Annotated in this window: 16 protein-coding genes and 1 pseudogene; 8 read left to right on the top strand and 9 right to left on the bottom strand. The window is 59.7% G+C overall.

Annotated features, from left to right (window positions below):
- The first annotated feature begins 141 nt into the window (after nt 1-141).
- Together ASE04_RS05450 and ASE04_RS05445 are read left to right on the top strand one after the other, a co-directional pair.
- Entirely contained in the window at nt 142-1,173 is a 1,032-nt protein-coding gene (locus tag ASE04_RS05450; RefSeq protein ID WP_056813226.1) for a cation diffusion facilitator family transporter, read from the top strand.
- Between the two features lie 96 nt (nt 1,174-1,269).
- Nucleotides 1,270-3,564, top strand: a complete 2,295-nt coding sequence (locus ASE04_RS05445; RefSeq protein WP_056813223.1) for an FdhF/YdeP family oxidoreductase — start codon at nt 1,270-1,272, stop codon at nt 3,562-3,564.
- Nucleotides 3,565-3,599: 35 nt separating this feature from the next.
- Here ASE04_RS05445 and ASE04_RS05440 read toward each other — a convergent pair whose 3' ends face one another.
- The 7 genes from ASE04_RS05440 to ASE04_RS05410 all read right to left on the bottom strand — a co-directional run bounded on the left by ASE04_RS05440 (nt 3,600) and on the right by ASE04_RS05410 (nt 11,361).
- Complete coding sequence (locus ASE04_RS05440) at nt 3,600-4,658, bottom strand: ABC transporter ATP-binding protein (protein WP_056813219.1); 1,059 nt, start codon at nt 4,656-4,658, stop codon at nt 3,600-3,602.
- 5 nt (nt 4,659-4,663) lie between these two features.
- Nucleotides 4,664-5,494: a carbohydrate ABC transporter permease gene (locus tag ASE04_RS05435; RefSeq protein ID WP_056813216.1), complete on the bottom strand. Its 831-nt coding sequence runs from the start codon at nt 5,492-5,494 to the stop codon at nt 4,664-4,666.
- 4 nt (nt 5,495-5,498) lie between these two features.
- The gene (locus tag ASE04_RS05430; RefSeq protein ID WP_056813213.1) at nt 5,499-6,434 is read right to left on the bottom strand and encodes a carbohydrate ABC transporter permease; all 936 of its coding nucleotides are present in this window, start codon (nt 6,432-6,434) and stop codon (nt 5,499-5,501) included.
- Between the two features lie 84 nt (nt 6,435-6,518).
- On the bottom strand, nt 6,519-7,778 hold the full coding sequence (locus ASE04_RS05425) for an ABC transporter substrate-binding protein (protein ID WP_056813211.1): 1,260 nt from the start codon (nt 7,776-7,778) through the stop codon (nt 6,519-6,521).
- Between the two features lie 37 nt (nt 7,779-7,815).
- Nucleotides 7,816-8,982: a PLP-dependent transferase gene (locus ASE04_RS05420; RefSeq protein WP_056813208.1), complete on the bottom strand. Its 1,167-nt coding sequence runs from the start codon at nt 8,980-8,982 to the stop codon at nt 7,816-7,818.
- The gene (locus ASE04_RS05415; RefSeq protein ID WP_056813205.1) at nt 8,979-9,701 is read right to left on the bottom strand and encodes a FadR/GntR family transcriptional regulator; all 723 of its coding nucleotides are present in this window, start codon (nt 9,699-9,701) and stop codon (nt 8,979-8,981) included. The genes ASE04_RS05420 and ASE04_RS05415 overlap by 4 nt, the downstream gene beginning before the upstream one ends.
- Before the next feature lie 370 nt (nt 9,702-10,071).
- On the bottom strand, nt 10,072-11,361 hold the full coding sequence (locus ASE04_RS05410) for an epoxide hydrolase family protein (RefSeq protein ID WP_056813202.1): 1,290 nt from the start codon (nt 11,359-11,361) through the stop codon (nt 10,072-10,074).
- Between the two features lie 431 nt (nt 11,362-11,792).
- Here ASE04_RS05410 and msrA point away from each other — a divergent pair, with 431 nt between their 5' ends.
- The 6 genes from msrA to fhuB all read left to right on the top strand — a co-directional run bounded on the left by msrA (nt 11,793) and on the right by fhuB (nt 19,594).
- Nucleotides 11,793-12,527, top strand: coding sequence for a peptide-methionine (S)-S-oxide reductase MsrA (gene msrA / locus ASE04_RS05405; protein ID WP_244490346.1), 735 nt, complete (start codon nt 11,793-11,795; stop codon nt 12,525-12,527).
- A 146-nt stretch (nt 12,528-12,673) separates the two neighbouring features.
- Nucleotides 12,674-13,186 carry an RNA polymerase sigma factor gene (locus ASE04_RS05400; RefSeq protein ID WP_056813197.1) on the top strand — a complete coding sequence of 171 codons (513 nt, stop codon included), beginning with the start codon at nt 12,674-12,676 and terminating at the stop codon, nt 13,184-13,186.
- A gap of 51 nt (nt 13,187-13,237) precedes the next feature.
- Nucleotides 13,238-14,173: a FecR family protein gene (locus tag ASE04_RS05395; protein WP_056813194.1), complete on the top strand. Its 936-nt coding sequence runs from the start codon at nt 13,238-13,240 to the stop codon at nt 14,171-14,173.
- Between the two features lie 102 nt (nt 14,174-14,275).
- Nucleotides 14,276-16,744, top strand: a complete 2,469-nt coding sequence (locus ASE04_RS05390; RefSeq protein ID WP_244490345.1) for a TonB-dependent siderophore receptor — start codon at nt 14,276-14,278, stop codon at nt 16,742-16,744.
- Nucleotides 16,745-16,818: 74 nt separating this feature from the next.
- Entirely contained in the window at nt 16,819-17,631 is an 813-nt protein-coding gene (locus ASE04_RS05385; protein ID WP_244490344.1) for an ABC transporter substrate-binding protein, read from the top strand.
- Nucleotides 17,594-19,594 carry a Fe(3+)-hydroxamate ABC transporter permease FhuB gene (gene fhuB / locus ASE04_RS05380; RefSeq protein WP_338012486.1) on the top strand — a complete coding sequence of 667 codons (2,001 nt, stop codon included), beginning with the start codon at nt 17,594-17,596 and terminating at the stop codon, nt 19,592-19,594. Before ASE04_RS05385 ends, fhuB begins: the two co-directional genes overlap by 38 nt.
- Before the next feature lie 158 nt (nt 19,595-19,752).
- Here fhuB and ASE04_RS05375 read toward each other — a convergent pair.
- Nucleotides 19,753-20,592 (bottom strand): annotated as a pseudogene (locus ASE04_RS05375) (adenylate/guanylate cyclase domain-containing protein); the annotation flags it as partial.
- 278 nt (nt 20,593-20,870) lie between these two features.
- Nucleotides 20,871-21,584 (bottom strand): IS6 family transposase, encoded by a 714-nt coding sequence (locus ASE04_RS05370; protein WP_056813187.1) that lies wholly within the window; start codon nt 21,582-21,584, stop codon nt 20,871-20,873.
- Nucleotides 21,585-21,635: the final 51 nt, after the last annotated feature.

Below are 21,635 nucleotides of genomic sequence, written 5' to 3'. Positions count from 1 at the left end.
GGTAGCAGCCTCCCAGCTACCGATCTTCGGCGTCCCTCCCCCTCCGCCGAAGCCGCGGATCCTCCCAAGATCCGCCATGGCCGTCTCCGTCCGCCCCGGAGACGGCCCTTCTTTTTTGAAAGGCACGAGAGGAACGGGCAGATGCATGGAAACGTAACCAACCTTTCGTGGCCGACCACGGCGACGCGAAGCGGTCTTGGAACCGTTGCCATCAGCCTGCTGGCCGACCTCGTCCTTGCTTCGATAAAGTTCGTCGCGGCTTACGCATCGGGCAGCACCGCAATGTCGAGCGAGGGCGTCCATTCGCTGGTCGACGCGGGAACCGAGATCATTCTGCTCTACGGCCTGATTGCATCAGGCAGAAAGGCGAACCCCGAGCACCAATTGGGATACGGCCGCGAAGTCTATTTCTGGAACTTCGTCGTCGCCGTTCTGATTTTTGCGTTCGGGGCCGGCATCGCTCTTCTCGATGGCCTGCATCAGATCGCCCAGCCAAAGCCAATTTCCGGTGAGACGATCAACTACATCGTGCTCGCCTGCTCCGCGATCCTTGACGGAGTGGCGCTGTGGGCGGCGGTGCGTCGCACTGGCGTTGGACGCGGCCACGACAGCCTGCTCCAGTTTCTGCGGCGCCGGCGCGATCCGACAGCTTCCACCATTTTGTTCGGCGGCGTCGCTTCGGTCGCGGGAATATTGGTGACATCAGGCGGGCTCCTTGCCTCATGGTGGACGGGAGACCCACGTTTTGACGGTCTGGCATCGCTGGCGATCGCCGGGATCCTGGCGGTCACCGCCTTCAAGCTGGCGGCACAGAGCAAATCATTGCTCATCGGCGTGCCCGCCGATCCTTCCGTGGTTGCCGAGATCATCGAGGACACGAAGAGAAATCCGACCGTCCAGGCCGTGAACGGCGTTATCAGTGCGCACCTCGCGCCCGAGCAGCTGATCGTTGCGCTCAGCGTCTGGTTTACCGAAGAGTTGTCGAAAGCTGGTGTCGAGCAGGCGATCGCAAACGTAGAGGATGATCTGCGCCGCCGTCACCCGCAAATCCTGGCGCTTTTCATCAAACCCCAATCGCCGGAACGTTACCGCGACCTGCGCGGGCATGGCATGCGTCTCTCTCACGTCCGCGTCCCTGGCGAACGCGCGGCAACACCCTATGCTTCTGTATAATGGGCGCGGCTCGACGCCGTTGCTAATCTCGCTTGACTGATAGGCACATCAATTACCTGCCGCCGTTTTGGCCATGCAGCACGAAGGAGTTCGGACATGAAGGATCAGCGACCCGAAGGTATCGAACAGTATGACCAGCCCGCCGGTGGCTGGGGTGCACTCAAGGCCGTCGCCAAGACGCTGGCGCATCAGCAAGTGGTTGCGCAAGGTACCATGACATTGCTGAAAGCCAACCAGCCCGAGGGCTTCGACTGCCCCGGCTGCGCGTGGCCGGACCCCAAGCATACGTCGTCGTTCGAGTTTTGCGAGAATGGCGCGAAGGCGATCACCTGGGAATCCACGGCCAAGCGATCGGGACCGGAACTCTTCGAAAACAACACCGTCTCCGAACTCTGGACCTGGAGCGACCACCAGTTGGAAGACGCCGGACGGCTGACGATGCCGCTTCACTACAACAAGGATCGGGATCGCTACGAGCCGATCGAATGGGAGGCAGCGTTCAAGCTGATCGGCGAGGAGCTGAACAAGCTCGACGATCCGAACAAGGCCGAGTTCTATACGTCCGGACGCGCCTCCAACGAGGCTGCGTTTCTCTACCAACTTTTCGTCCGCGCCTTCGGCACCAACAACTTTCCCGACTGTTCCAACATGTGCCACGAGGCGACAAGCGTGGGCCTTCCAATGTCGATCGGCGTCGGCAAGGGCACGGTGACACTCGAGGATTTCGATTTCGCCGACGCCATTTTCAGCTTCGGTCATAATCCGGGCACCAATCACCCACGCATGATGACGACGCTCCACAATGCCTCACGCCGCGGCGTCCCGATCGTCGTCTTCAACCCGCTGAAGGAGCGGGCACTGGAGCGCTTCGCAGCGCCGCAGGATCCGATCGAGATGGCGACGTTGTCGTCGACGCCGATCGCCTCGGCCTATCACCAGGTTCGGACAGGCGGCGATCTTGCCGTTCTCAAAGGCATGATGAAAGCGATCTTCGAGCGAGACGCAGTTGATCTGAAACATGGAGGTCCAGGCCTGCTGGACCGCGCCTTTATCGAGGAGCATACCAACGGACTGGAAGCTGTGTGCGCCGACGTTGAGGCCACAAGCTGGGACCAGATCGTCACCGTCGGCGGGCTATCCAGGGAAGCGATCGAGAGTGCTGCCAGCGTCTATCTGACCGCAAAGAACGTGATCATCTGCTACGGCATGGGGATCACGCAGCACGCGAATGGCACCGGCAACGTGCAGCAGATCGCCAATCTGCTGATGCTGCGTGGCAATCTCGGCCGCCAGGGCGCCGGCATCGCCCCAATCCGCGGGCATTCCAATGTGCAGGGCGATCGCACCGTCGGCATAACCGAAATCCCGAACAAGGCTCTTCTCGACGGGATGGAGCGGGCATTCGGCTTTCGGCCCTCGGGCGAGAAGGGCCACAATGCCGTCGAGGCGATCGAGGCGATTATCGCCGGGGAGTCCAAGGCGCTGATCTGCCTCGGCGGCAATCTCGCCGTTGCAATGTCCGATCCGGAAGCGACCTTCCCCGGCATGCGGAAACTTGACCTTGCGGTTCACATCGCCACCAAGCTCAACCGCTCGCATCTCCTGACCGCCCGAACCTCGCTCATTCTGCCGTGTCTCGGACGTACCGACCTGGATACGCAGGTATCAGGTCCGCAATCGGTGACCGTCGAGGATTCCATGTCGATGGTCCACGCCTCCAGAGGTTTCCTGAAGCCGCCGAGCGATGAACTGAAATCGGAGCCCGCGATCGTCGCCAATATCGCGAAAGCAACGCTTGGTGATCGCTACGGCATCGATTGGGATGGCCTCATCGGCAATTACGATCGCGTGCGGGACAAGATCGAAGAGGTGTTTCCCGATTTTCACGAGTTCAACAAGCGCGTCCGCATCCGCGGCGGCTTCCGGCTTGACGTAGCGGCGTCATACCGCCGATGGAACACGCCAAAGGGCAAGGCAAATTTCTTGGTTGCGCCCGGGCTGGATGAGGATCCGCTAATCCGCAATCCCGAGGCACTTGTCCTCACCACGATCCGCAGCCACGACCAGTACAATACGACCGTCTACGGCCTCGACGACCGGTATCGCGGCGTCTTCGGGCGACGGGACGTGATCTTCATGAACAGGGACGACCTTGCCGGCCGCGGCCTCAAGGATGGCGATCTGATCGACATCCGCGGGCTCGTCGGCTCTGACGGCACGTCGCATCGCGTCAGCCGCTTCACGGCGGTCGAGTACAACATCCCACGGGGATCGATTGCCGGCTACTATCCCGAAATGAATGCCGTCGTGTCGCTGCGGCACTACGACCGGCTTTCCGGCACACCTTCGTATAAAGGCGTGCCGGTTACTGTTGCTGCAAGTCAGGGCTAGGCCAACCTTTGCCGTCCGCCGACGTGAAATCGGGCTTAGTCGACCCGATTTCCGGTGTCGTCGAAGACGTGCAGATGTTTGGCAGGAAACACGACGTTGACATGTGGGCCAGCCGCCAGCGCTTCGCGGTTCTGCGTGAAGATCTTGAACGGCAGGCCGTGAAGCGACAGGTGGAGGATGATACCGAAGCCGGTCGGTTCGATCAGCTCGATAGCGGCGGTGATCCCCTGCCCCGCATCCGCGATGACGACATGCTCCGGCCGGATTCCAAGCGTGACCTTGGCGCCGTTTGCCAGCGATAGTGGAGCTGCCAGCGGTACGATCGTGCCATCCTTCAGCTTGATGCCGCCATCCGCATAGATCGCATCGAGGAAGTTCATTCCCGGCGAGCCGATGAAGCCGGCGACGAAGAGATTGGCCGGGCGGTCGTAGAGTTCGAGCGGGCTGCCGACCTGCTGCACGACGCCGCCATGCATGGCAACAATCCGGTCCGCCAGGGTCATCGCCTCGATCTGGTCGTGTGTGACGTAGATCGACGTCGCCTTCAGATCGGAGTGCAGCTTCTTGATTTCCGCCCGCATCTGTTCGCGCAGGCGCGCGTCGAGGTTCGACAGCGGCTCGTCGAACAGGAAGGCCTTCGGCTGACGCACGATGGCGCGGCCCATGGCGACGCGCTGGCGCTGGCCACCCGAAAGCGCCTTCGGCCGACGCTCCAGCAGCGGATCGAGACCGAGCTTGGATGCTGCGGCGCCGACGGCACTGGCGATCTTTTCCTTGGCGGTTTTCCGAAGCTTCAGGCTGTAGCTCATGTTACCGGCGACATTCATGTGCGGGTAGAGCGCGTAGGACTGGAACACCATGGCGATGTCACGGTCCTTCGGATGCAGCTCGTTGACGCGATTGCCGGCGATGCGGATTTCACCGCCGGTGACGTCCTCGAGGCCCGCGATCATGCGCAGCAAGGTCGACTTACCGCAGCCGGACGGGCCGACGAGTACGACGAACTCGCCGTCCTTGATCCGGAGGTCGACGTCGTGCAGCACCTTGACAGGGCCATAGGCCTTCTTGACGTTCTGGATATCGATCGATGCCATTGTGATTAACCCTTGACCGCGCCGGCCGTCAGGCCCTGGACGAGATAACGCTGGATGAGCAGGAAGAAGAGACCGGCTGGGATGAGCGCGAGCACACCCGCCGCCATCATCTGCCCGAAATCCACGGAGAATTTGGAAACGAAGGTCAGAAGCCCGACCGGGAAGGTCGCAGCGTCGTTGCCGTTGATCAGCATGAGGGCGAACAACAGTTCGCTCCACGCTGCGGTAAAGACGAAGCCGAGCGTTGCCGCGATACCAGGCAGCGTCAGCGGCAGGATGATCTGCCGGAAGGCGGTAAACTGCGTTGCGCCATCGATCATTGCCGCCTCTTCGAGGTCCTTCGGAATGCCGTCGAAGAACGACTGCATCAGGAAGGTCGCGAAGGGCACGTTGAAGGCAGTGTAGACGACAACGAGGCCAGCGAGGCTGTTCGTCAGATGCAACGGCGTCAGGATTTTGAAGATCGGCGCGACCAGCATGACGAGCGGAAACATTTGCGTCAAAAGCATCAGCGCGACGATCCAGTATTTCGCCCGGAAATTGAACCGCGACAGCGCATAGCCGGATAGCGAGGCGCAGATCGTCACGACGATCGCGGTCGAGCCCGAGACGATCAGGCTGTTCTTGAAGAACGTCGGGAAGGCGCTGTGCTGGATGACGAAGGTATAGTGTTCCCATGTCGTCCGCGATGGCCACATGCGGACACCCTCGGTATAGAGCAGGTCGTTCGGGGTCACCGAAACCTTGAGAAGCCAGAACAGCGGAAACAGCGCGAAGACGATGTAGCAGAGAATGGCCAGGCGATGCGCGATGGTGGGGAGGAGGGATCGCTTCATGGCATCAATCCTTGTTCAGCAGGGTCTGCCGCAGCAGGATGATCAGCATCGAATAGGCAAGCAGCAGTACCAGCAGCACCAGCGCGATCGCCGAGGCGTAACCGAAGTCCAGGCGCCTGAAAGCCTGTGTGAAGATGTAGCTTGCGACGATCTGGGTCCGGTCAGCCGGCCCGCCGCCGGTCATGACGACGATCAGGTCGGCGAAGTTGGACACCCAGACAGTGCGCAAAAGCACGGTGATCGCAATGGTCGGCGCGAGGAACGGCAAGGTGATTGAGCGGAAGCGCTGGAACCAGCCGGCGCCGTCGATGGAAGCAGCCTCGTAGAGATCGCGCGGGATCGCCTGCAGGGCTGCAAGCAGCGTGATCGCGAAGAAGGGGATGCCCCACCAGACGTTGGCGATGATCGGGCCCCACATCGCATAATGCGGATCGGAAAGGATGTTGTTGGGCTCGCTCATCAGGCCAAGCCCGAACAGCCAGTGCGGGATCGGTCCGATCACGGGATTGAAGAGCCACGCCCAGTTCAGACCGGCAAGAAAGGACGGGACGGCCCAGGGCAGGAAGACGAGAGCCTGCACGATGCCCCTGCCCCAGAACGGCTTGTCAAGCAGAAGGGCCAGGATGAGGCCAAAGACGAACTGGAGCAGGACGGAGGCGCCCGTCCACCAGAGTGTATTCTTCAGCGCGCCGTAGAAGGCTGCGTCCTTCGAAAGTGCGCGAAAATGGTCGAGCCCGATGAAGCCGCCCGAAAACGGATTGAGCAGCTGGATATCGCGAAACGCGTAGGACACCCCGATAACCAGTGGCACCAGCATCACCGCAATGATCAGGATCAGTGAGGGCGCGCTGTAGAGGTATGGTTCGGACGCATCGGCGACGCGCTTTGGCCAAGGGCGTCGATCCTGGCGCCTTTCCAGCGTATCGGCAGTGAGGGTCATCAGGCAAAATCCGTTCTTCGGCGCAATCTGCGCCGTCGCAAGACAGTGAAGGAGGCGGCGGACAAGTCCGCCGCCGGTGGTCCATTACTTTTTGGCGAGGAACTTCTGCTGCGCCTTGGTCAGATAGTCTGCCCACTGGTCAGCCAGTTCCTTCGGCGTGATATCGCCGAGAAGTGCCTGCTGCGTCGTCTTGATGGCCAGCGAATCCTTGAAGAACGCGAATTCCTCAAGGTAGGTCGGCATCACCGTCGGTACGATGTTCTTGTCGGCCAGTTCGTCGAACCAGCCCTTGAACTGTTCGCTGGCGTAGAAGGGGTCCTTCTCGGCCGAGGTATGAACCGGAAGTGCGCCCGTACGCTTGTTCCACTCGATGTTGCCCTCGGGCGATTCAAGCGTCTCGATCAGCTTCCAGGACAGGTCCTTGTTCTGGCTTGTCGTAAACATCGACCAGCCGGCAAAGCCGATCGTGGTGAAGCCCTTGCCGCTCGGGCCGACCGGCATCTTGGTAACGCCGAAATCCTCGGGCTTCATGCGCTGGGCGACAGCGATGAGAGCGTCCGGATCCTGGTCAAGCATGGCGCAGGTGCCGGAATAGAAGCCGGCAACAGTTTCATTGAAGCCCCAGTTGACGCTGTCCTTCGGGGTCAGGCCCTTCTTGTAAAGGTCGACGACCCATTCGAGACCCTTAGCCCAGCCTTCGCTGTTCATGGTCGAAGTGCCGTCTTCATTGAAGAACTTGTTGGAGCCGGCCATCGTCGCGCCGAACATCACCCAGCCGTTCAGGCCACCCGGACCGCCGCGCAGGCAGTAGCCCGACTTGCCAGGCAGCTTGGAAACCTTCTCGGAGGCGGCGACGAAATCGTCGAGCGTCTTCGGCGGTTCGGCAACGCCGGCTTCCTGGAACAGCTTCTTGTTGTAGAACAGGGCGCGCAAGTAGAAGCCGTAGGGCAGCATGTAGGCGGTGTTCTTGACGTCGCGGCCAAGTTCCAGCGCGCGCGGCGTCAGGCCCTTGGTGTATTCCCACTTGGCAAGGTATGGCTCAAGGCTTTCGAGCATGCCGTTGTTGGCATAGAGGGAAAGCCAGGTGTCCGGCATTTCCATCACGTCTGGCGTGTCGCCCGCCGAAACCATGGTGGCGAACTTCTGGAACGCTTCGTTCCAGGGCAGCGAGATGATGTCGACCTTGGTGCCGGGATTTGCAGCCTCGAATTTCGCAACGATCGACTTCAAGGTCTCGGTGCGCTCGGGGCTGGTGATGACCTCGACCAGTTTCAGCGTGGTATCGGCGAGCGCCGTACCAGCCATCATCGTGGCGAGTAGAGTGGCGGTGATCAGTCTTTTCATGCTTGCTCCCCCTTTTCAGGTTTTTCAGGTTGTGAACTTAAGAGGCGACCGCCAACGCCGCCTCGATGTCCTTCCACAAGGCTTCGGTTCCTTCGAGACCGACGTGGAGGCGTACGGACCGCGCATGGATCCCGAAGGTATGCGCGGAATTCGGTTGAGCCTTCTGCTGAAGGACGACCTCGCCTGGTACGATCAGGCTTTCATGCCCACCCCAGCTCACTCCCAATTTGAAGAGCTTGAGGTGATCGGCGAAGGCGCGAATATCGACACTCTCGCGGAATATGAAGGAGAACAGGCCCGATGTGCCGTTCAGACCTGCAGGCAGGCGGTTGGCAAGGCCCGGATGGCAGACGGTCTCGACCACGTCGAGCTCCTGCAGACGCTTGGCGATCGTCATCGCCGCAGCCTCATGCGCCCGCATGCGGATCGGCAATGTGCGCAGGCCGCGGATCAAGAGCCATGCATCAAACGGCGAAAGCTTGCCGCCGAGATAGGGATAGGCCTCCGCCTTGATGCGGGCAATCATCTCCTTCGAACCGGCGACGACACCGGCGACGACGTCGCTATGGCCGCCGAGATATTTCGAGGCAGAATGGATGACGATATCGACGCCGAGCGAGATCGGCTGCTGGAAATACGGGGTCGCCCAGCTGTTGTCGATCATGCTGACGACGCCATGCTTCTTGGCAAGTGCGGCGAGCGCGCCGACGTCGTGGGCTTCCATCACCCAACTGGTCGGGCTTTCCATGTAGAAGACTTTGGCGCCGGGCAGCGCCTTCGCGACAGCCTCCTCATCGCGGCCGTCGACATAGGTCACTTCGACCTTCATGCGCTTGAGGATCGTGCCGAACAGGCGGAACGCATCGGGATAGACATGCTTGACCGCGACAATCCGGTCGCCAGGCTCGACGAAGGATAGAACGGACGAGGAGATCGCCGCCATGCCGCTTGCAAAACCGAGCGCATCTTCTGCACCTTCGAGCTTTGCCAGCATTTCCTCGAACATGCGAACGGTGGGGTTTAGACCGCGCGTATAGATCGGCCGCACCTTCTCGCCACGGTAGGAGGAAATCATATCGTCATAATCGGAGAAGGTGAAAAGCGACGTCTGGAAGATCGGCGGCACGACGGCTTCGGCGAAGTTTCCTTCGTCGTGGGCGGTGATGAGCGAGGCAAGATCGAACGCGTCGGCGCCGTTATTCATTTCGACATTTCCTTGATATCTTCCTCGACAACCTCGAGGATTTTTAGTGTCTCTTCCCGCGCGGCCTCGGTATCCCGGGCGGCGATCGCGTTGAAGAGCGTGCGGTGAAAGGGAAAGGAGCGGCGGGCGAAATCCTCGCGCTCGAACGGATGCTCCCAGAACTGCCAGAAGGTCTCGCGCATCTGCTCGAGAAGCTGACGGAAAAGCGGATTGTGGCTAGCGTCGTAAATTGCCAGATGGAAGGCGAGATCCTCCGGACCCGAGGTGCCCTTCTCTATGTGGACACGCTCCATCTCGTTCAGATTCTGCTCGATCAGGATCAGATCCTTGTCGGTGCGCTTGCGCGCGGCGACCATGCAGGCCTCGCACTCAATCCCGCGACGCACCTCGAGAGTTTGCAGAAGAACGTCGCGCAGATGACCGGTATCGAGCGACAGCGGCATGTGAATCGTTGCCTTCGAAACCGGCTTCAGCAGATACGTGCCGCTGCCCTTGCGCGTTTCGATGACGCCGAGGGCCTGGAAATGACGGATCGCTTCCCGGATCGTCGAACGGCCAACCACCAGCGCCGCCATCAGCTCACGCTCCGCCGGCAGCCGATCGCCTGCCTTCAGCTGCGCGCTCTGCACATACTCGGCCAGCGCATCGGTCACCTGACGTGCCCGATCCATTGCCGGAAGCGGCCGGATGAGCGGCCTGTCGCTGATTGGTGCCTTCATGGTTCCCCAGATTTTTATAGGCAGCCAGACTCTTAAATTGGTCTGACATCTTAGCATTTCTCAAAGATGGAGACGCGTCAAGAGGTCGATGGATGTCGTTGCGATCCTTCTGCGTGGGAATGTGTGCGTGACCACCGCTTGCGCACCGAAGCAACACTGACCCGAGCATCGTAGTCGCGATCAGCCACAAGGCCTTTGGCCAGTTAGTGGCGTCGATCAATGGCTGCCCTGCGATGCCTGGCGGCAGAAAGAGCAATGCGCAGCGGTTGATGTTGGTGCGCCGGGGAGTGGAAGGTCGACAGCTGACAGCTTCCCGCAGGCAACCTCCCGGGGCGGGAAGGATGGCCGCCGCCAAACGGCGGCCATCCAGTTAAGCTGAGCGCAGCGAACGAAACGCCGCACGGACTTCCTTGGTGAACAGATCCGGTGCTTCCCAGGCGGCGAAGTGTCCGCCGTTATCCACTTCGTTGAAGTAGATCAGGTTCCCGAATGCGCGTTCGGTCCAGGATTTGGGCGCCTGGAAGATTTCGCCCGGAAAGACGCTGACGGCTACTGGAACCGAGGGGATGGTGCCGAGAGCGTTGAAATTGTTCGTCTTGTCTTCCCAGTAGATCTGGGCGGCAGATGTCCCTGTCTGGGTGAACCAGTAGAGAGAGATGTCGTCCAGCATCTCGTCCCTGGTCAGGACTTTCTCGGGCTGCTTGTTGGTGTATGTCCAGGTAACGAACTTATCGTACATCCAGGCAGCCATCCCTACCGGCGTGTCGTCCAGCGAGTAGCCGATAGTCTGAGGACGTGTGACCATCATTTGTGCGTAGCCTGCATTGTCCCTGTAGAACTCCGCCAGCTTGTCGAACGCAGCCCTCTCCTTGCCATCGAGGGTCGCAGGCGCCGGATCGCCGACCGCGAGGATGCGGACGATCTCCTTGGGAACCACCGCTGGCATATTGAGGTGAATGCCGAGCAATCCTGGGACGTTCTGGTGTGCCATGCGCTCGGAAATAACCGATCCGCAGTCACCGCCCTGGGAAACATACTTGTCGTATCCAAGCCTCTGCATCAGCGTCGCCCATGCGCGACCGATATGGTCGGATCCCCAGCCACGCACGGCTGGCTTGCCGGAGAAGCCGAATCCCGGGATCGAGGGGACAACCAGATGGAATGCATCTTCCTCGGTGCCGCCATGCGCGGTCGGATTTGTCAGCGGATCGATGACCTTGAGCATTTCGAGAACAGAGCCCGGCCATCCGTGTGTCATAATGAGAGGCAGTGCGTTCTCATGCTTGGACCGAACGTGGATGAAATGGATGTCCAGACCGTCAATCTCGGTAATGAACATCGGCAGTGAGTTCAGTTTGGCCTCGATCTTCCTCCAATCGTAGTCGGTTCCCCAGTAGTCGACGAGGTTCCGCAGCCGTTCAAGCTGAAGACCTTGGGAGTCATCAGGCACATTTTCCTTGGCGGGCCAGCGCGTGTTCGCGATGCGCTGCTTCAGGTCTTGGATAGCGCTGTCCGGCACATTCACCTTGAATGCACGGATTTCGTCTGATGCAGCGGCGGCCGCAAAAGACATCGCGGGCTTGAGCATGGTCGCTGCGCCGGCAATCGCGGCTGCTGTCATGAAATTGCGCCGGTTAATATTAAGAGAGAAGGACGTCATCGGAAAACTCCGTATGGGGTTTGAAAAGGTACCCCCAAGATGTCCGAGATGGATGTATCTCGGATGTGTGCCGAAGTTTGGCGAATTGTATCGGCAGATGTCTTCCAACGAAGATGCTACAGTGAATTACAGAGCAGTTTCAGTGTTGATACCCTGCAGCTCCACCAAACAAATGGACAAACGTCAGGGACCGACCGAGCAATGGCGGCAGGGCGCTCAGCCCGCCGGATAGCGCCAGATGACGACAGACTATTGAAGCAAGTGCGCGGGCAAATTGTCGTCTAGTGTATCTCCACGGCCATCGAAAGCGTTGGATTACAAAACACCGGAAGGCTCAACACATCAACGATACATCAACAGCGTGAATTCTCAGGGAACGAAGCGCTGTTCCAGGGCGCTCCCTAACATCCATCTCGTTGAGGAGAGAAAAATTGCGTACTCTGATGTCATTGGTTCGCCGGGCAGCACCAGTCCGACCGCTTATTTTTGCAGGAGGGCTGCTGGGAGCCTTCTATGCAAACTGGTTTACGCAGGGAACCGCCGCAGCTGAGCAGGCAAAGGTGTTGGCAACGCCGGTCCATGATGTGATTGACCGCGCACCGTTGCAAACTGCTGTCTTCGCCGGCGGCTGCTTTTGGGGAACTCAAGGCATCTTCCAACATGTAACCGGAATCGTCTCGACAAAAGCGGGATATGCAGGCGGCACGGCAGAAACCGCAACCTACGAGCTTACGGAAACCGGCACAACGAAACATGCTGAAGCGGTGCAAATCGTGTACGATTCCCGGAAGATCACCTACGGAAAATTGCTGCAGGTATTTTTCTCGGTTGCTCACAATCCGACGGAACTCAACAAGCAAGGCTCAGACGTCGGAACACAGTATCGATCCGCAATTTTCCCTCAGACCCCCGACCAAGCCAAAGTGGCCAAGAGCTACATAGAGCAGCTGGACGCAGACAATTCGTTTGAGTCGAAAATCGTCACAACGATCGAACCGGGTAAAGCGTTTTTCGCAGCCGAGGCTTTCCACCAAGACTACCTGGTTCACAACCCCACCCAGCCATACATCGCGTTTGTCGAACAGCCAAAAGTGGACGCCCTAAACAAGCTTTTCCCGAAACTTTGGAAGGATCAGCCGCTCCTGACCACCGACAATCGTGGATGAACCCGCACCGGTGGCGGCCGCGCCGTGCTGCGGGGCGGCCGCTTCCGGGTTACTCCTTGTGGCAAAAAAATCGCGCCTTATAAATATGACATTTATAATCAACTTTACTGTTGCGCCATTCCGTTCGCGGATGTTAGCAGCGACGCATGGACACTGCTCATCGCCCCGACATTCTCGATACGTTTCTCCATGTACGCACGCGTCTTTCGGCTGTCATCTACCGGCGGGTTAAATGCTCGGCCACGACAGCGGACTTGTTGCAGGATACGTTCCTTCGATTTTGGGAGCGGCGGTCCTTGCTGCGCGAGGTTGCCGACCTAGCCGGTTATTTTATGACGACGGGTCGCAATCTCGCCCTCGACCATCAGCGACGGAAAAAGATCGCGCCCTTCGTCGACGGCATCGATGGATTGGAGAGGGTATCAGATCCGTCTCCCTCCGCCGAGCAAATCGCAATCGGCGTGCACGAGCTACGGCGCATCTCCGCTGTCATTGACGACATGCCACCGAGGGCCAAGCAAGTCTTCCTGATGTCTCGCATCGATGGCCTCACCTATGCGGAGATTGGGGCTCAACTCGGGATTTCCTCCAAGACGGTTTTCAGCCATATGGTCGTTGCACTTGAACGTCTGCGAAGCGAAATGCTGAAAGACGAATGATCGGCGTGCGCCGGTCGGTCCATCTCTGAACCGTTGGGGAAGCCTGAGAAAATGCGCGATGCTAACGAGAAATCGCGAACGCAGGCTGAGGCCTCAGTAAGCGCTGCCGAATGGTTCGCACGCCTGCTGGATGACAGTGCAACTGCAAATGACCTGGCGAATTTCCGGGCATGGCTGGAAGTCGACGCATCGAATGCCGCAGCCTATGCCGAGATTGAGCGGCTTTGGCTTGGCGCCGGCATGGTCCCGGACAAAGCAGACGCGGCGCGACTGTCGCGCCGCAAGCTTTTGAAAGCAGGCGGCATCGCTGTGGTTGTCGCCTCCTCCGCATTGGCAACGGCGGCCTATATGCGGCCGCTCCCGGCAGACTTCAGGACGGGCACCGGAGAAACCCGAACTGTTGCGTTGCCCGACGGATCGACCGCAGAGCTTTCTGCGGCATCTGCCATCTCTTTGTCCTATACAGCGACGGCGCGCACTATCACTCTGGTCGAAGGGGAAGTGTTCTTCTCGGTCGCCAAAGACAGCTCCCGTCCCTTCGTCGTCAATGCCGGCATCCTCAGCACCGTTGCTCTCGGAACGCAGTTTTCCGTTTCCGACGACGACGATCAGATAGTGGTCGCCGTCTCCGAACATTCGGTAAGAGTGTCCTCGCCATTCGAGGCGCTCGATGTCCATGAGGGACAATCCGTTGTGTTCGCCAACGACAAAATCTCAAAACCTTCCGAGACCGACGTCGAATCCCGGCTTTCCTGGCGCGACGGCAAGCTGGTGTTTATTTCCACACCGCTGGAGGATGCCGTCCGCGCGCTTTCGAAGTGGCGTCGCGGAAAGATGATTGTCATGGACAGCACTCTTGCAAGGCGGCCGATCTCGCTGATCGTCGATATCAGGCGGGCCGGCAGTATCCTTCAAACGCTCGAGAACGGCCTTCCAATCCGTGTGGACACCTATTCCCCCTGGCTGGCGCTGATATACCCGCGATAAAAATATTTCAGAAACTACTCAGGTTTTTTCCAGGCTGGATCGTCACACCTTTGAAGCCCCCCGCGACGCCGGGGTGGTGACTATGTTTTCAAGGGGGCGTTTGTGTCTGTGTTGAACTATTCGGGAAAGACCCATCGAAGCGAGCTGAAAGTTGCGCGCGGGGCCCTTCTCGCGGCTTGCATATCCGTCCTTCCACTTGCCGCAGCGACGACGCTTCATGCCCAGACGGCTGGCAAGAGCTATCAGTTCTCAATTCCAGGGCAATCCCTGTCGGCCGCGCTCGTCCGATACTCGTCGATCACGGGCGTCGACGTCGTGTTCGACGGCGCGTTGCCCGGCAACCTGCGCACGTCGGGGCTCTCGGGTGACATGCCCGCCGAGGCGGGCCTGTCGCGACTTTTGGCCGGAACGGGCCTGTCTTTCCGCTTCTCATCACCGAGCACGGTCGTTCTGGTGAACCCTGCCGCGGGCACAAGTGTTGCGCCCGCGGATGGCTCGACCGTGCTTCAGCCGATCAACGTGATTGGCGAGCAGGCACTTGGTCCCGTCGATGGCATTGTCGCCAAACAGAGCGCAACCGGCACGAAGACCGACACGCCGCTGAAGGAAACGCCGCAGGCTATCAACGTCGTCACCAAGGATCAGATGACGGCACAAGGCTCGGCAACGCTGACGCAGGCACTGCGGTACACGCCGGGCGTTATCAGCCAATACGGCGACGACTCCCGCTACGACTGGTTCACCATTCGCGGCTTTCGACCGGGGCGTTATCTCGATGGCCTTCGCTTGCCGTTCGGTTCCCATGGCTATGCGCAGCCGCGCGTCGAACCGTATAGCCTTGAGCGAGCGGAAGTTCTCAAAGGCCCGTCATCCGTCCTCTATGGACAAGGCGAGCCGGGTGGCTTGATCAACATGGTGTCGAAGCGACCGAGCGCAACAGCCAGCAACGAGGTCGAGTTGCAGCTTGGAACGGACAAGCGTATCCAGACCGCTTTCGATCTTGGTGGCCCGATCAACGGTGACGATGCCTTCCTTTACCGCATCGTGGGCGTTGGCCGCGCGACAGACACGCAGTATGATTTCGTCGAGGAACGGAAAGCTTATATCGCGCCGTCGTTCACCATCAAGCCGGATGAAGCGACGTCTCTGACTGTTCATGCCGACTACCAGAAGATCAACTCGCCGGGCGGTGGCGGCGCACCCGCGCTCACGGCAAACGGCACACTCTACACGGGGGTTTATCCGGAACTGCCGCGCGGCGCCTTCCCAGGCGAACCGGGCTATGATCACTACAAGAGCGATCAGGCGTCGGTCGGCTACGAGTTCGAACATGAATTCGATGACACGTGGACCGTGCGCCAAAACCTTCGCTATTCATATGTCGGGACGGATACGCAGCGTGTCCAGCCCTACTGCCCGGGCGCCTGCGACCCGGCGGCCTTCTATCGCTACGCGTGGGCGTTCCCGGAAAGCGCGCGCGCCGTCACCGTCGACAATCAGGCCATCGCCAAGTTTTCTACGGGCGAACTCGAGCACACCGCTTTATTCGGGCTCGATTACTCCTACGAGAGCAGCCGCTATGAAGAGTCTGTGCTTTCGCCGATCTTCATCCCATTCAACGGCTACGATCCTGTTTATGGCGCAAGTTCCATCACGCGTCCGCCGATAGACACCCGGACGAACCAGCACCGGAGCCAACTGGGTATCTACGCGCAAGATCAAGTGGAGTGGGATCGCTTTGCCTTTTCTGCCGGCGCTCGGTACGACTGGGCCAATACCGACACCAAAAGCCTGAAGATAAGTACGAACCGCTTGACCGCCGTCGATCAGAACGACGGGCGATTCACCTGGAAAGCGGGCGTTGTCTACAATTTCGACAACGGCATTTCGCCGTACGCCGGCTATTCGACATCGTTCAATCCGGCAGCTGGGGTCGATTACTCGAAGAACCCGTTCAGGCCTACGGTCGGAGAACAGTACGAAATTGGCGTGAAGTATCAGCCGGAGGGCATGAACAGCTTCGTCACTCTGTCCGCGTATCATCTGGTTCAGGACAACGTCCTCACCCCCGATCCAATTCACTCCGGCGAGCGTGTTCAAACCGGCCAAGTCACCATGCGGGGGGTCGAGGCCGAAGGAAAGGCCGAGTTGACCGACGGTCTTTCCGTCATCGCATCCTACGTCTACACCGACAGCGAAATTACCAAGGATAATGCCAACCGCGGTAATCGCTTCGCGTTTGTGCCGCAGAATCAGGCCGCCACCTGGCTGGACTACGCACTTCAAACTTCCACCAACTGGGACGGTCTCAGCGTGGGAGCCGGTGCGCGATATACCGGCCAGACATTCGGCGACAACGCCGACACGTTCAGCATTCCGAGCTACACGGTCTTTGACGCCGCCCTCCGCTACGACTTCGGCAAGGCCAATCCGAAGCTCGAAGGCCTGAAGGCGTCGATCAACGTGAGCAACGTGTTCGACCGGAAATACGTGTCGACCTGCATTGCAGCAACGGGGTGCTACTGGGGCGAAGGTCGCAGCGTCTACGCTACCTTGAAATACAGCTGGTGACGGTGTCAAAACCTCAACAACCCCATCACGGTCAATTGACGCGGCGGCAATTTGCCGCCGCGCTCGGTGCATTTATGATGCCGGGTGTCGCTTCGGCCAAAGTCGCTTCTCCCAGAATTGCCGTCCTGGATTGGGGGTGGGCCGAAAGCCTGCTTGCGATTGACGTGGCACCGCAATCGGTTGCCGAAGCTCCGCTCTATGGCGATCGCGTTGTCGTTCCCTTCCTTCCGGAAGACACGATCGATCTCGGCCTGCGTTCGTGGCCCAACATGGAACTGCTGAGATCCCTGCAACCGGACTTGATCCTCTCGCAGGCCAATTATGGGGTCTCGGCGGCGCGACTGCAGGAAATAGCGCCGACGATGGCCCTTCCACTTTACACAGCTGAGCAACAGCCATTGCGGCGATCACACGAGGCGCTGGTTGCGATCGGACAGCGTATCGGCCGCTCTGTCGCAGCCCAAGCCTTCCTCGATCGCAGCTACAATAGGCTCGCCGCCATCACCAAGGAGACGAAAGCCTATGACGACCGTCCTCTCCTCATCATCAAATTCACGGATGACAGGGTGATCGATATCTACGGCAGAGGCAGCCTCTTCAACGACGTTCTGGCAACTATCGGCATCGAAAACGCCTGGAACGAACCCACCAACAATTGGGGCTTCGCCACCGCCGGCCTCGACGCGATCGCCCGCTACCCTGAAGCGCGGCTGCTGATCATCGAACCCGGCCCGCCCGATGCATTCCTCAGCAGCGCGCTATGGCGGTCCCTGCCCGCTGCGCGACGCGGCGATGTCATCACGATCCCCCCCACTTGGGTGTTTGGGGCGTTTCCATCAGCAATGCGATTTGCCGAAGTCCTCCGAAAGGCCCTTGGCTTTGCATAAGAACGAATTTGCGACGCCAGCCCGCGTTTATTGCCTAGCCATGATACTCGCGCTGGCCCTCTGCTTTGCGGGATTGCTGAGATATGTGTCACTTGATCGCCTCCTGGAGGCGTTGCTGTATCCGGACAATACCTCGTTTGGTCAAGCCTACGTTCACTTCTCCCTTCTTCCACGCATCGCCGTCGCGCTGCTCGCCGGAACGGCCTTGGGCTTTGTCGGCGCGATCTTTCAGCAACTCCTGAAAAACCCCCTGGCCGAGCCATCGACGCTTGGCGTCCTTTCCGGCGCTCAACTGGCGATCACCCTGGCTTCGCTCACCCTTGCCAGCGTCTCGGCTGAACAGCGTGAACTTGCTGGCGTAGTCGGCGCATTGGCTGCCATTGCACTCGTTTGCGGAGTGGCATCCAGAAGCGAATTCGCACCCGTCACCTTGCTGCTCTCGGGAATGATCGTCAGTTTTGCGGCCGGTTCCGCCTCAGTGGTCATGGCGCTATTCCACCACGAATACTTGCGCAGCGTGTTCATCTGGGGAAGCGGCTCACTCATCCAGAACGATTTTTCCAATGCCGCAGCATTGTCGCTACGGATGCTGATTTTGATCCCGGTGCTGCTGTTTTTCGTTCGACCACTGGCAGTCGCCGGACTTGACGATGCGGGGGCCCGAAGCCTCGGGCTATCCCCCTCGAAACTGCGCCTGGCCGTTCTGTTCTTGGCGACCGTTCTGTCAGCGATGGTCGTGGCCCGTATCGGGGTCGTCGCATTCATCGGCTTGGCTGCTCCTCACATCGCGCGCATGTGCGCAGCGCGAACACTGCCGCAGAGACTTCTCTGGGGAGGGCTACTGGGCGGCGCGTTGCTGCTGCTGGCGGATGGCATCGTTTTAACGAGCGCAGGTATTATCGGAGAGGTACCGACAGGAACGATTACCGCGCTTGTCGGGGCGCTCTCCATGTTGTTGATGCTCCGCCAAATCCCGCCAGCCGTGCTCCACGGAACCGCCGAAAGCAGGTACCAGGCGGCAGCTCCCCGAACTCTCGTGCTACCGATGTCCATAGTGCTGATGATGGCCGTCGCAGGATTTTCGCTGACCGAACACCTTTTCTCCAGCAACATCGACATCTCTGTCCTGGTGGGCGGACGTTGGCCGCGGGTTCTCACATCCGCGTCTGCCGGCGCGATGTTGGCCCTAGCCGGAGCAATCCTGCAGGCCGTCGCCAGAAACCCCATGGCCAGTCCGGAGGGTTTGGGTGTCAGCGGCGGTGCCGGCTTGGGCATAATCGCGGCGCTTTTCCTCGGCGGCATGAGTTCCCCGATCATGCCTTTGGCCGGTGGCATCATCGGCGCGCTGTTGGCGCTGACTATCATCGTCTTCGTCGCGAAGCGTCATAATTTCGCGCCGGGCCCGGTCTTGTTGGCAGGCGTGGCCGTGGGCGCATTGGTTACTTCCGTTATCTCGCTTGTGGTCGCCAGTGGGGATCCGCGCGCCACCTACATTCTCGCATGGACGATGGGCCCGACGTTTCGCGCTACCTCCATCGTCGCGATCATTGCCGCTGCCATCGCCATCCTCTCGCTCCTGCTGTCGCCGCTCTTCCGTCGCTGGATCGAAATCTTGCCGATGGGCGACGCACTCGCACTATCTGTCGGTATGAGCCCGCCGCGCGCCCGCGCATCGCTTCTCCTGTTCTCCGCGACATTGACAGCAGCGGCCACCCTGATTGTCGGGCCATTGAGCTTTATCGGGCTCATGGCCCCACACATGGCGCGGATGACCCGCCCACGCGGGCCCGGATCGCTCATGCTTACGTCAAGCGCCATAGGTGCGTTGTTGATGATGGTCGCCGACTGGGTCGGCCGAAGTGCCGATTTCCCTTACGAGATTCCGGCAGGTGTTCTCGCGGCGTTCATAGGTTGCCCTTACTTCATCGTTCTGATTTTTCGTCAAGGAACGAGGCAACGATAGCTAGCCAATGGGGCTTTCATCGCTGTTCCGCAAAACCACCATCAACGCAGCACACGCGAGGTTCCCGCTCCAAGCCCGCAAACTCTTGAACTCGAACGCCCATACGTGGAGGTTGAATTGGTGCGCCGGCGCGGCCACCGGTTGGCGTGCCAACCAGTTTACGTCACGTTCCGACGGGAACTCGAGATTGTGAAGAGTTCGACGGGATCCTCGAAGCCCTTCAAATGGTGGAGTTTGGTGCTCACGACGCTCTCACTTCCCACATGCTGGCGGAAAGCGTCCGACATCAGAATCGCCTTCCCGAGGGTACCGCATGCCGTCTGGATGCGGCTCAGAAGATTTACGTCCGCACCGATTACGGTGAAATCCAGCCGTCGACCCGATCCGATATTGCCGTAGCTGACGCGGCCGTAGTGGAGCGCGACCGCCGCATCGATACGGACGCCATCCAGTACGAACCTCGATAGCTCATCAAGAATTTCCCCGGTCGCTGCCAGCGCCTGTTCGCATGCCGTGGCCGCGTCGGAGTTTGGGAAGAACGCCAACACAGCGTCGCCCATGAACTTGAGGACCTCGCCGCCCTGGCTGGTGATGGCCGGCACCACGACATCGAAATAGGCATTCAGGAGTTCGAGCACCTTTTCGTCGGGCAAACGGTTCGACAACTCGGTGAAGCCGCGCAGGTCGCAGAGCAACAGCGCTGCTTCCATCGTCTCGATCTCGCCTTGCCTGATCCGACCGGCCAGGATGCGCTGTGCCGTCATTGGGCCGATATAGACGTCGAGGAGGGACAGTTCGGCCTGTCGCATGACGCGCATCTCGCACGTGTTGCGAAGCGCCGGCAGTATCCGTTCGATGCTGTGGATTTCGGAAAGCGTGAAGCCCGATGGACGCCTGGTTCCGAACACGGCTGCGCTCACCGGCCCGTCGACGTTGCATAGGGGCGCGATCATGAGCTGGACCAATCCCCTGCCCTCGAACACGTCGATATGCTGCCAGGGGGTGGCGTCGCCTTAACCGAGCAGAGCACGCGATCGTTGCTTCGGCGTGAATTTCACGCTTTGATCGACAAGGCGATTTCACGCCAGGTGGTGCTGGCGTGGGCGCGGAGTTGGCGGTGGTCGGCATCACGTTTGAACTCTTCTGTGAAATTGCCTTTGCCCATATAGGCCTCCTGCCTCAAGTTTAGGGGAGAAGGCGTCTACAAATCTAGGGGCTATTCAGGTGGCGTCGCCTTAACCGAGCAGAGCACGCGATCGTTGCTTCGGCGTGAATTTCACGCTTTGATCGACAAGGCGATTTCACGCCAGGTGGTGCTGGCGTGGGCGCGGAGTTGGCGGTGGTCGGCGGCAGTCAGGTGTTTTCGATGAAGATGGAAAAGATTGGCAATCTGGCCGTGGGTTGAGACGAAACACTGGCATTGCCGCGCCGACTTGAACCGCATCATGCGTCGCTCTCGTCGTCGCACGGGAAGGTGAGAATTCTCGACGCGGTTGTTGAGCCCTTTATGCGAACGGTGCTCGATACCCGGCATGAGCTGTCGCTTTGCGGCGGAGTARGAGCGCAGCTTGTCTGTTACCATCACGCGTGGCATGACGCCCTGGCTCTTCAGCAGTTTGCGCATCAAYCGAAGAGCAGCTCCCTTATTTCTGCGGCTTTGTAGCAGAGCATCGAGAACGTAGCCGTTGGCATCGAMGGCCCGCCACAGCCAGTATTTCTTTCCCTTGATCAACACGACCATCTCATCGAGATGCCACTTGTCAGCAAAATTGCCACGGGACCGCCGASGAAGTTGATGGGCGAACTTCAGGMCAAACTTCCTCGCCCATTCTGCGACGGTCTGAAACGACACGTCGATCCCACGCTCGGCAAGCACGTGTTCAACGTCGCGCAGGCTCAGCGGGAACCGATAATAAAGCCACACCGCATGCGCGATGATCTCGGCGGGAAATCGGTGGCGTTTGTAGTGGGCGGTCGCATCTTTAGTCATGCCAATAGACTATTGCCTCGATCCGCAACAGTCGGTTAAGGCGACGCCACC

The sequence above is a fragment of the Rhizobium sp. Root708 genome, assembly GCF_001429725.1.
GTDB lineage: Bacteria > Pseudomonadota > Alphaproteobacteria > Rhizobiales > Rhizobiaceae > Rhizobium.
Note: the sequence above shows the minus strand (reverse complement) of the source record. Positions and strands in the feature narration are given on the sequence as shown.

Coding starts and splice junctions, on each gene's coding strand:
- ASE04_RS05410 (WP_056813202.1), bottom strand. CDS start 11,361: ATGACGTCCTTCTCTCTTAATATTAACCGGCGCAATTTCATGACAGCA.
- ASE04_RS05425 (WP_056813211.1), bottom strand. CDS start 7,778: ATGAAAAGACTGATCACCGCCACTCTACTCGCCACGATGATGGCTGGT.
- ASE04_RS05430 (WP_056813213.1), bottom strand. CDS start 6,434: ATGACCCTCACTGCCGATACGCTGGAAAGGCGCCAGGATCGACGCCCT.
- ASE04_RS05395 (WP_056813194.1), top strand. CDS start 13,238: ATGCGCGATGCTAACGAGAAATCGCGAACGCAGGCTGAGGCCTCAGTA.
- ASE04_RS05445 (WP_056813223.1), top strand. CDS start 1,270: ATGAAGGATCAGCGACCCGAAGGTATCGAACAGTATGACCAGCCCGCC.
- ASE04_RS05385 (WP_244490344.1), top strand. CDS start 16,819: ATGATGCCGGGTGTCGCTTCGGCCAAAGTCGCTTCTCCCAGAATTGCC.
- ASE04_RS05415 (WP_056813205.1), bottom strand. CDS start 9,701: ATGAAGGCACCAATCAGCGACAGGCCGCTCATCCGGCCGCTTCCGGCA.
- ASE04_RS05420 (WP_056813208.1), bottom strand. CDS start 8,982: ATGAATAACGGCGCCGACGCGTTCGATCTTGCCTCGCTCATCACCGCC.
- ASE04_RS05435 (WP_056813216.1), bottom strand. CDS start 5,494: ATGAAGCGATCCCTCCTCCCCACCATCGCGCATCGCCTGGCCATTCTC.
- ASE04_RS05440 (WP_056813219.1), bottom strand. CDS start 4,658: ATGGCATCGATCGATATCCAGAACGTCAAGAAGGCCTATGGCCCTGTC.
- ASE04_RS05450 (WP_056813226.1), top strand. CDS start 142: ATGCATGGAAACGTAACCAACCTTTCGTGGCCGACCACGGCGACGCGA.
- ASE04_RS05400 (WP_056813197.1), top strand. CDS start 12,674: ATGGACACTGCTCATCGCCCCGACATTCTCGATACGTTTCTCCATGTA.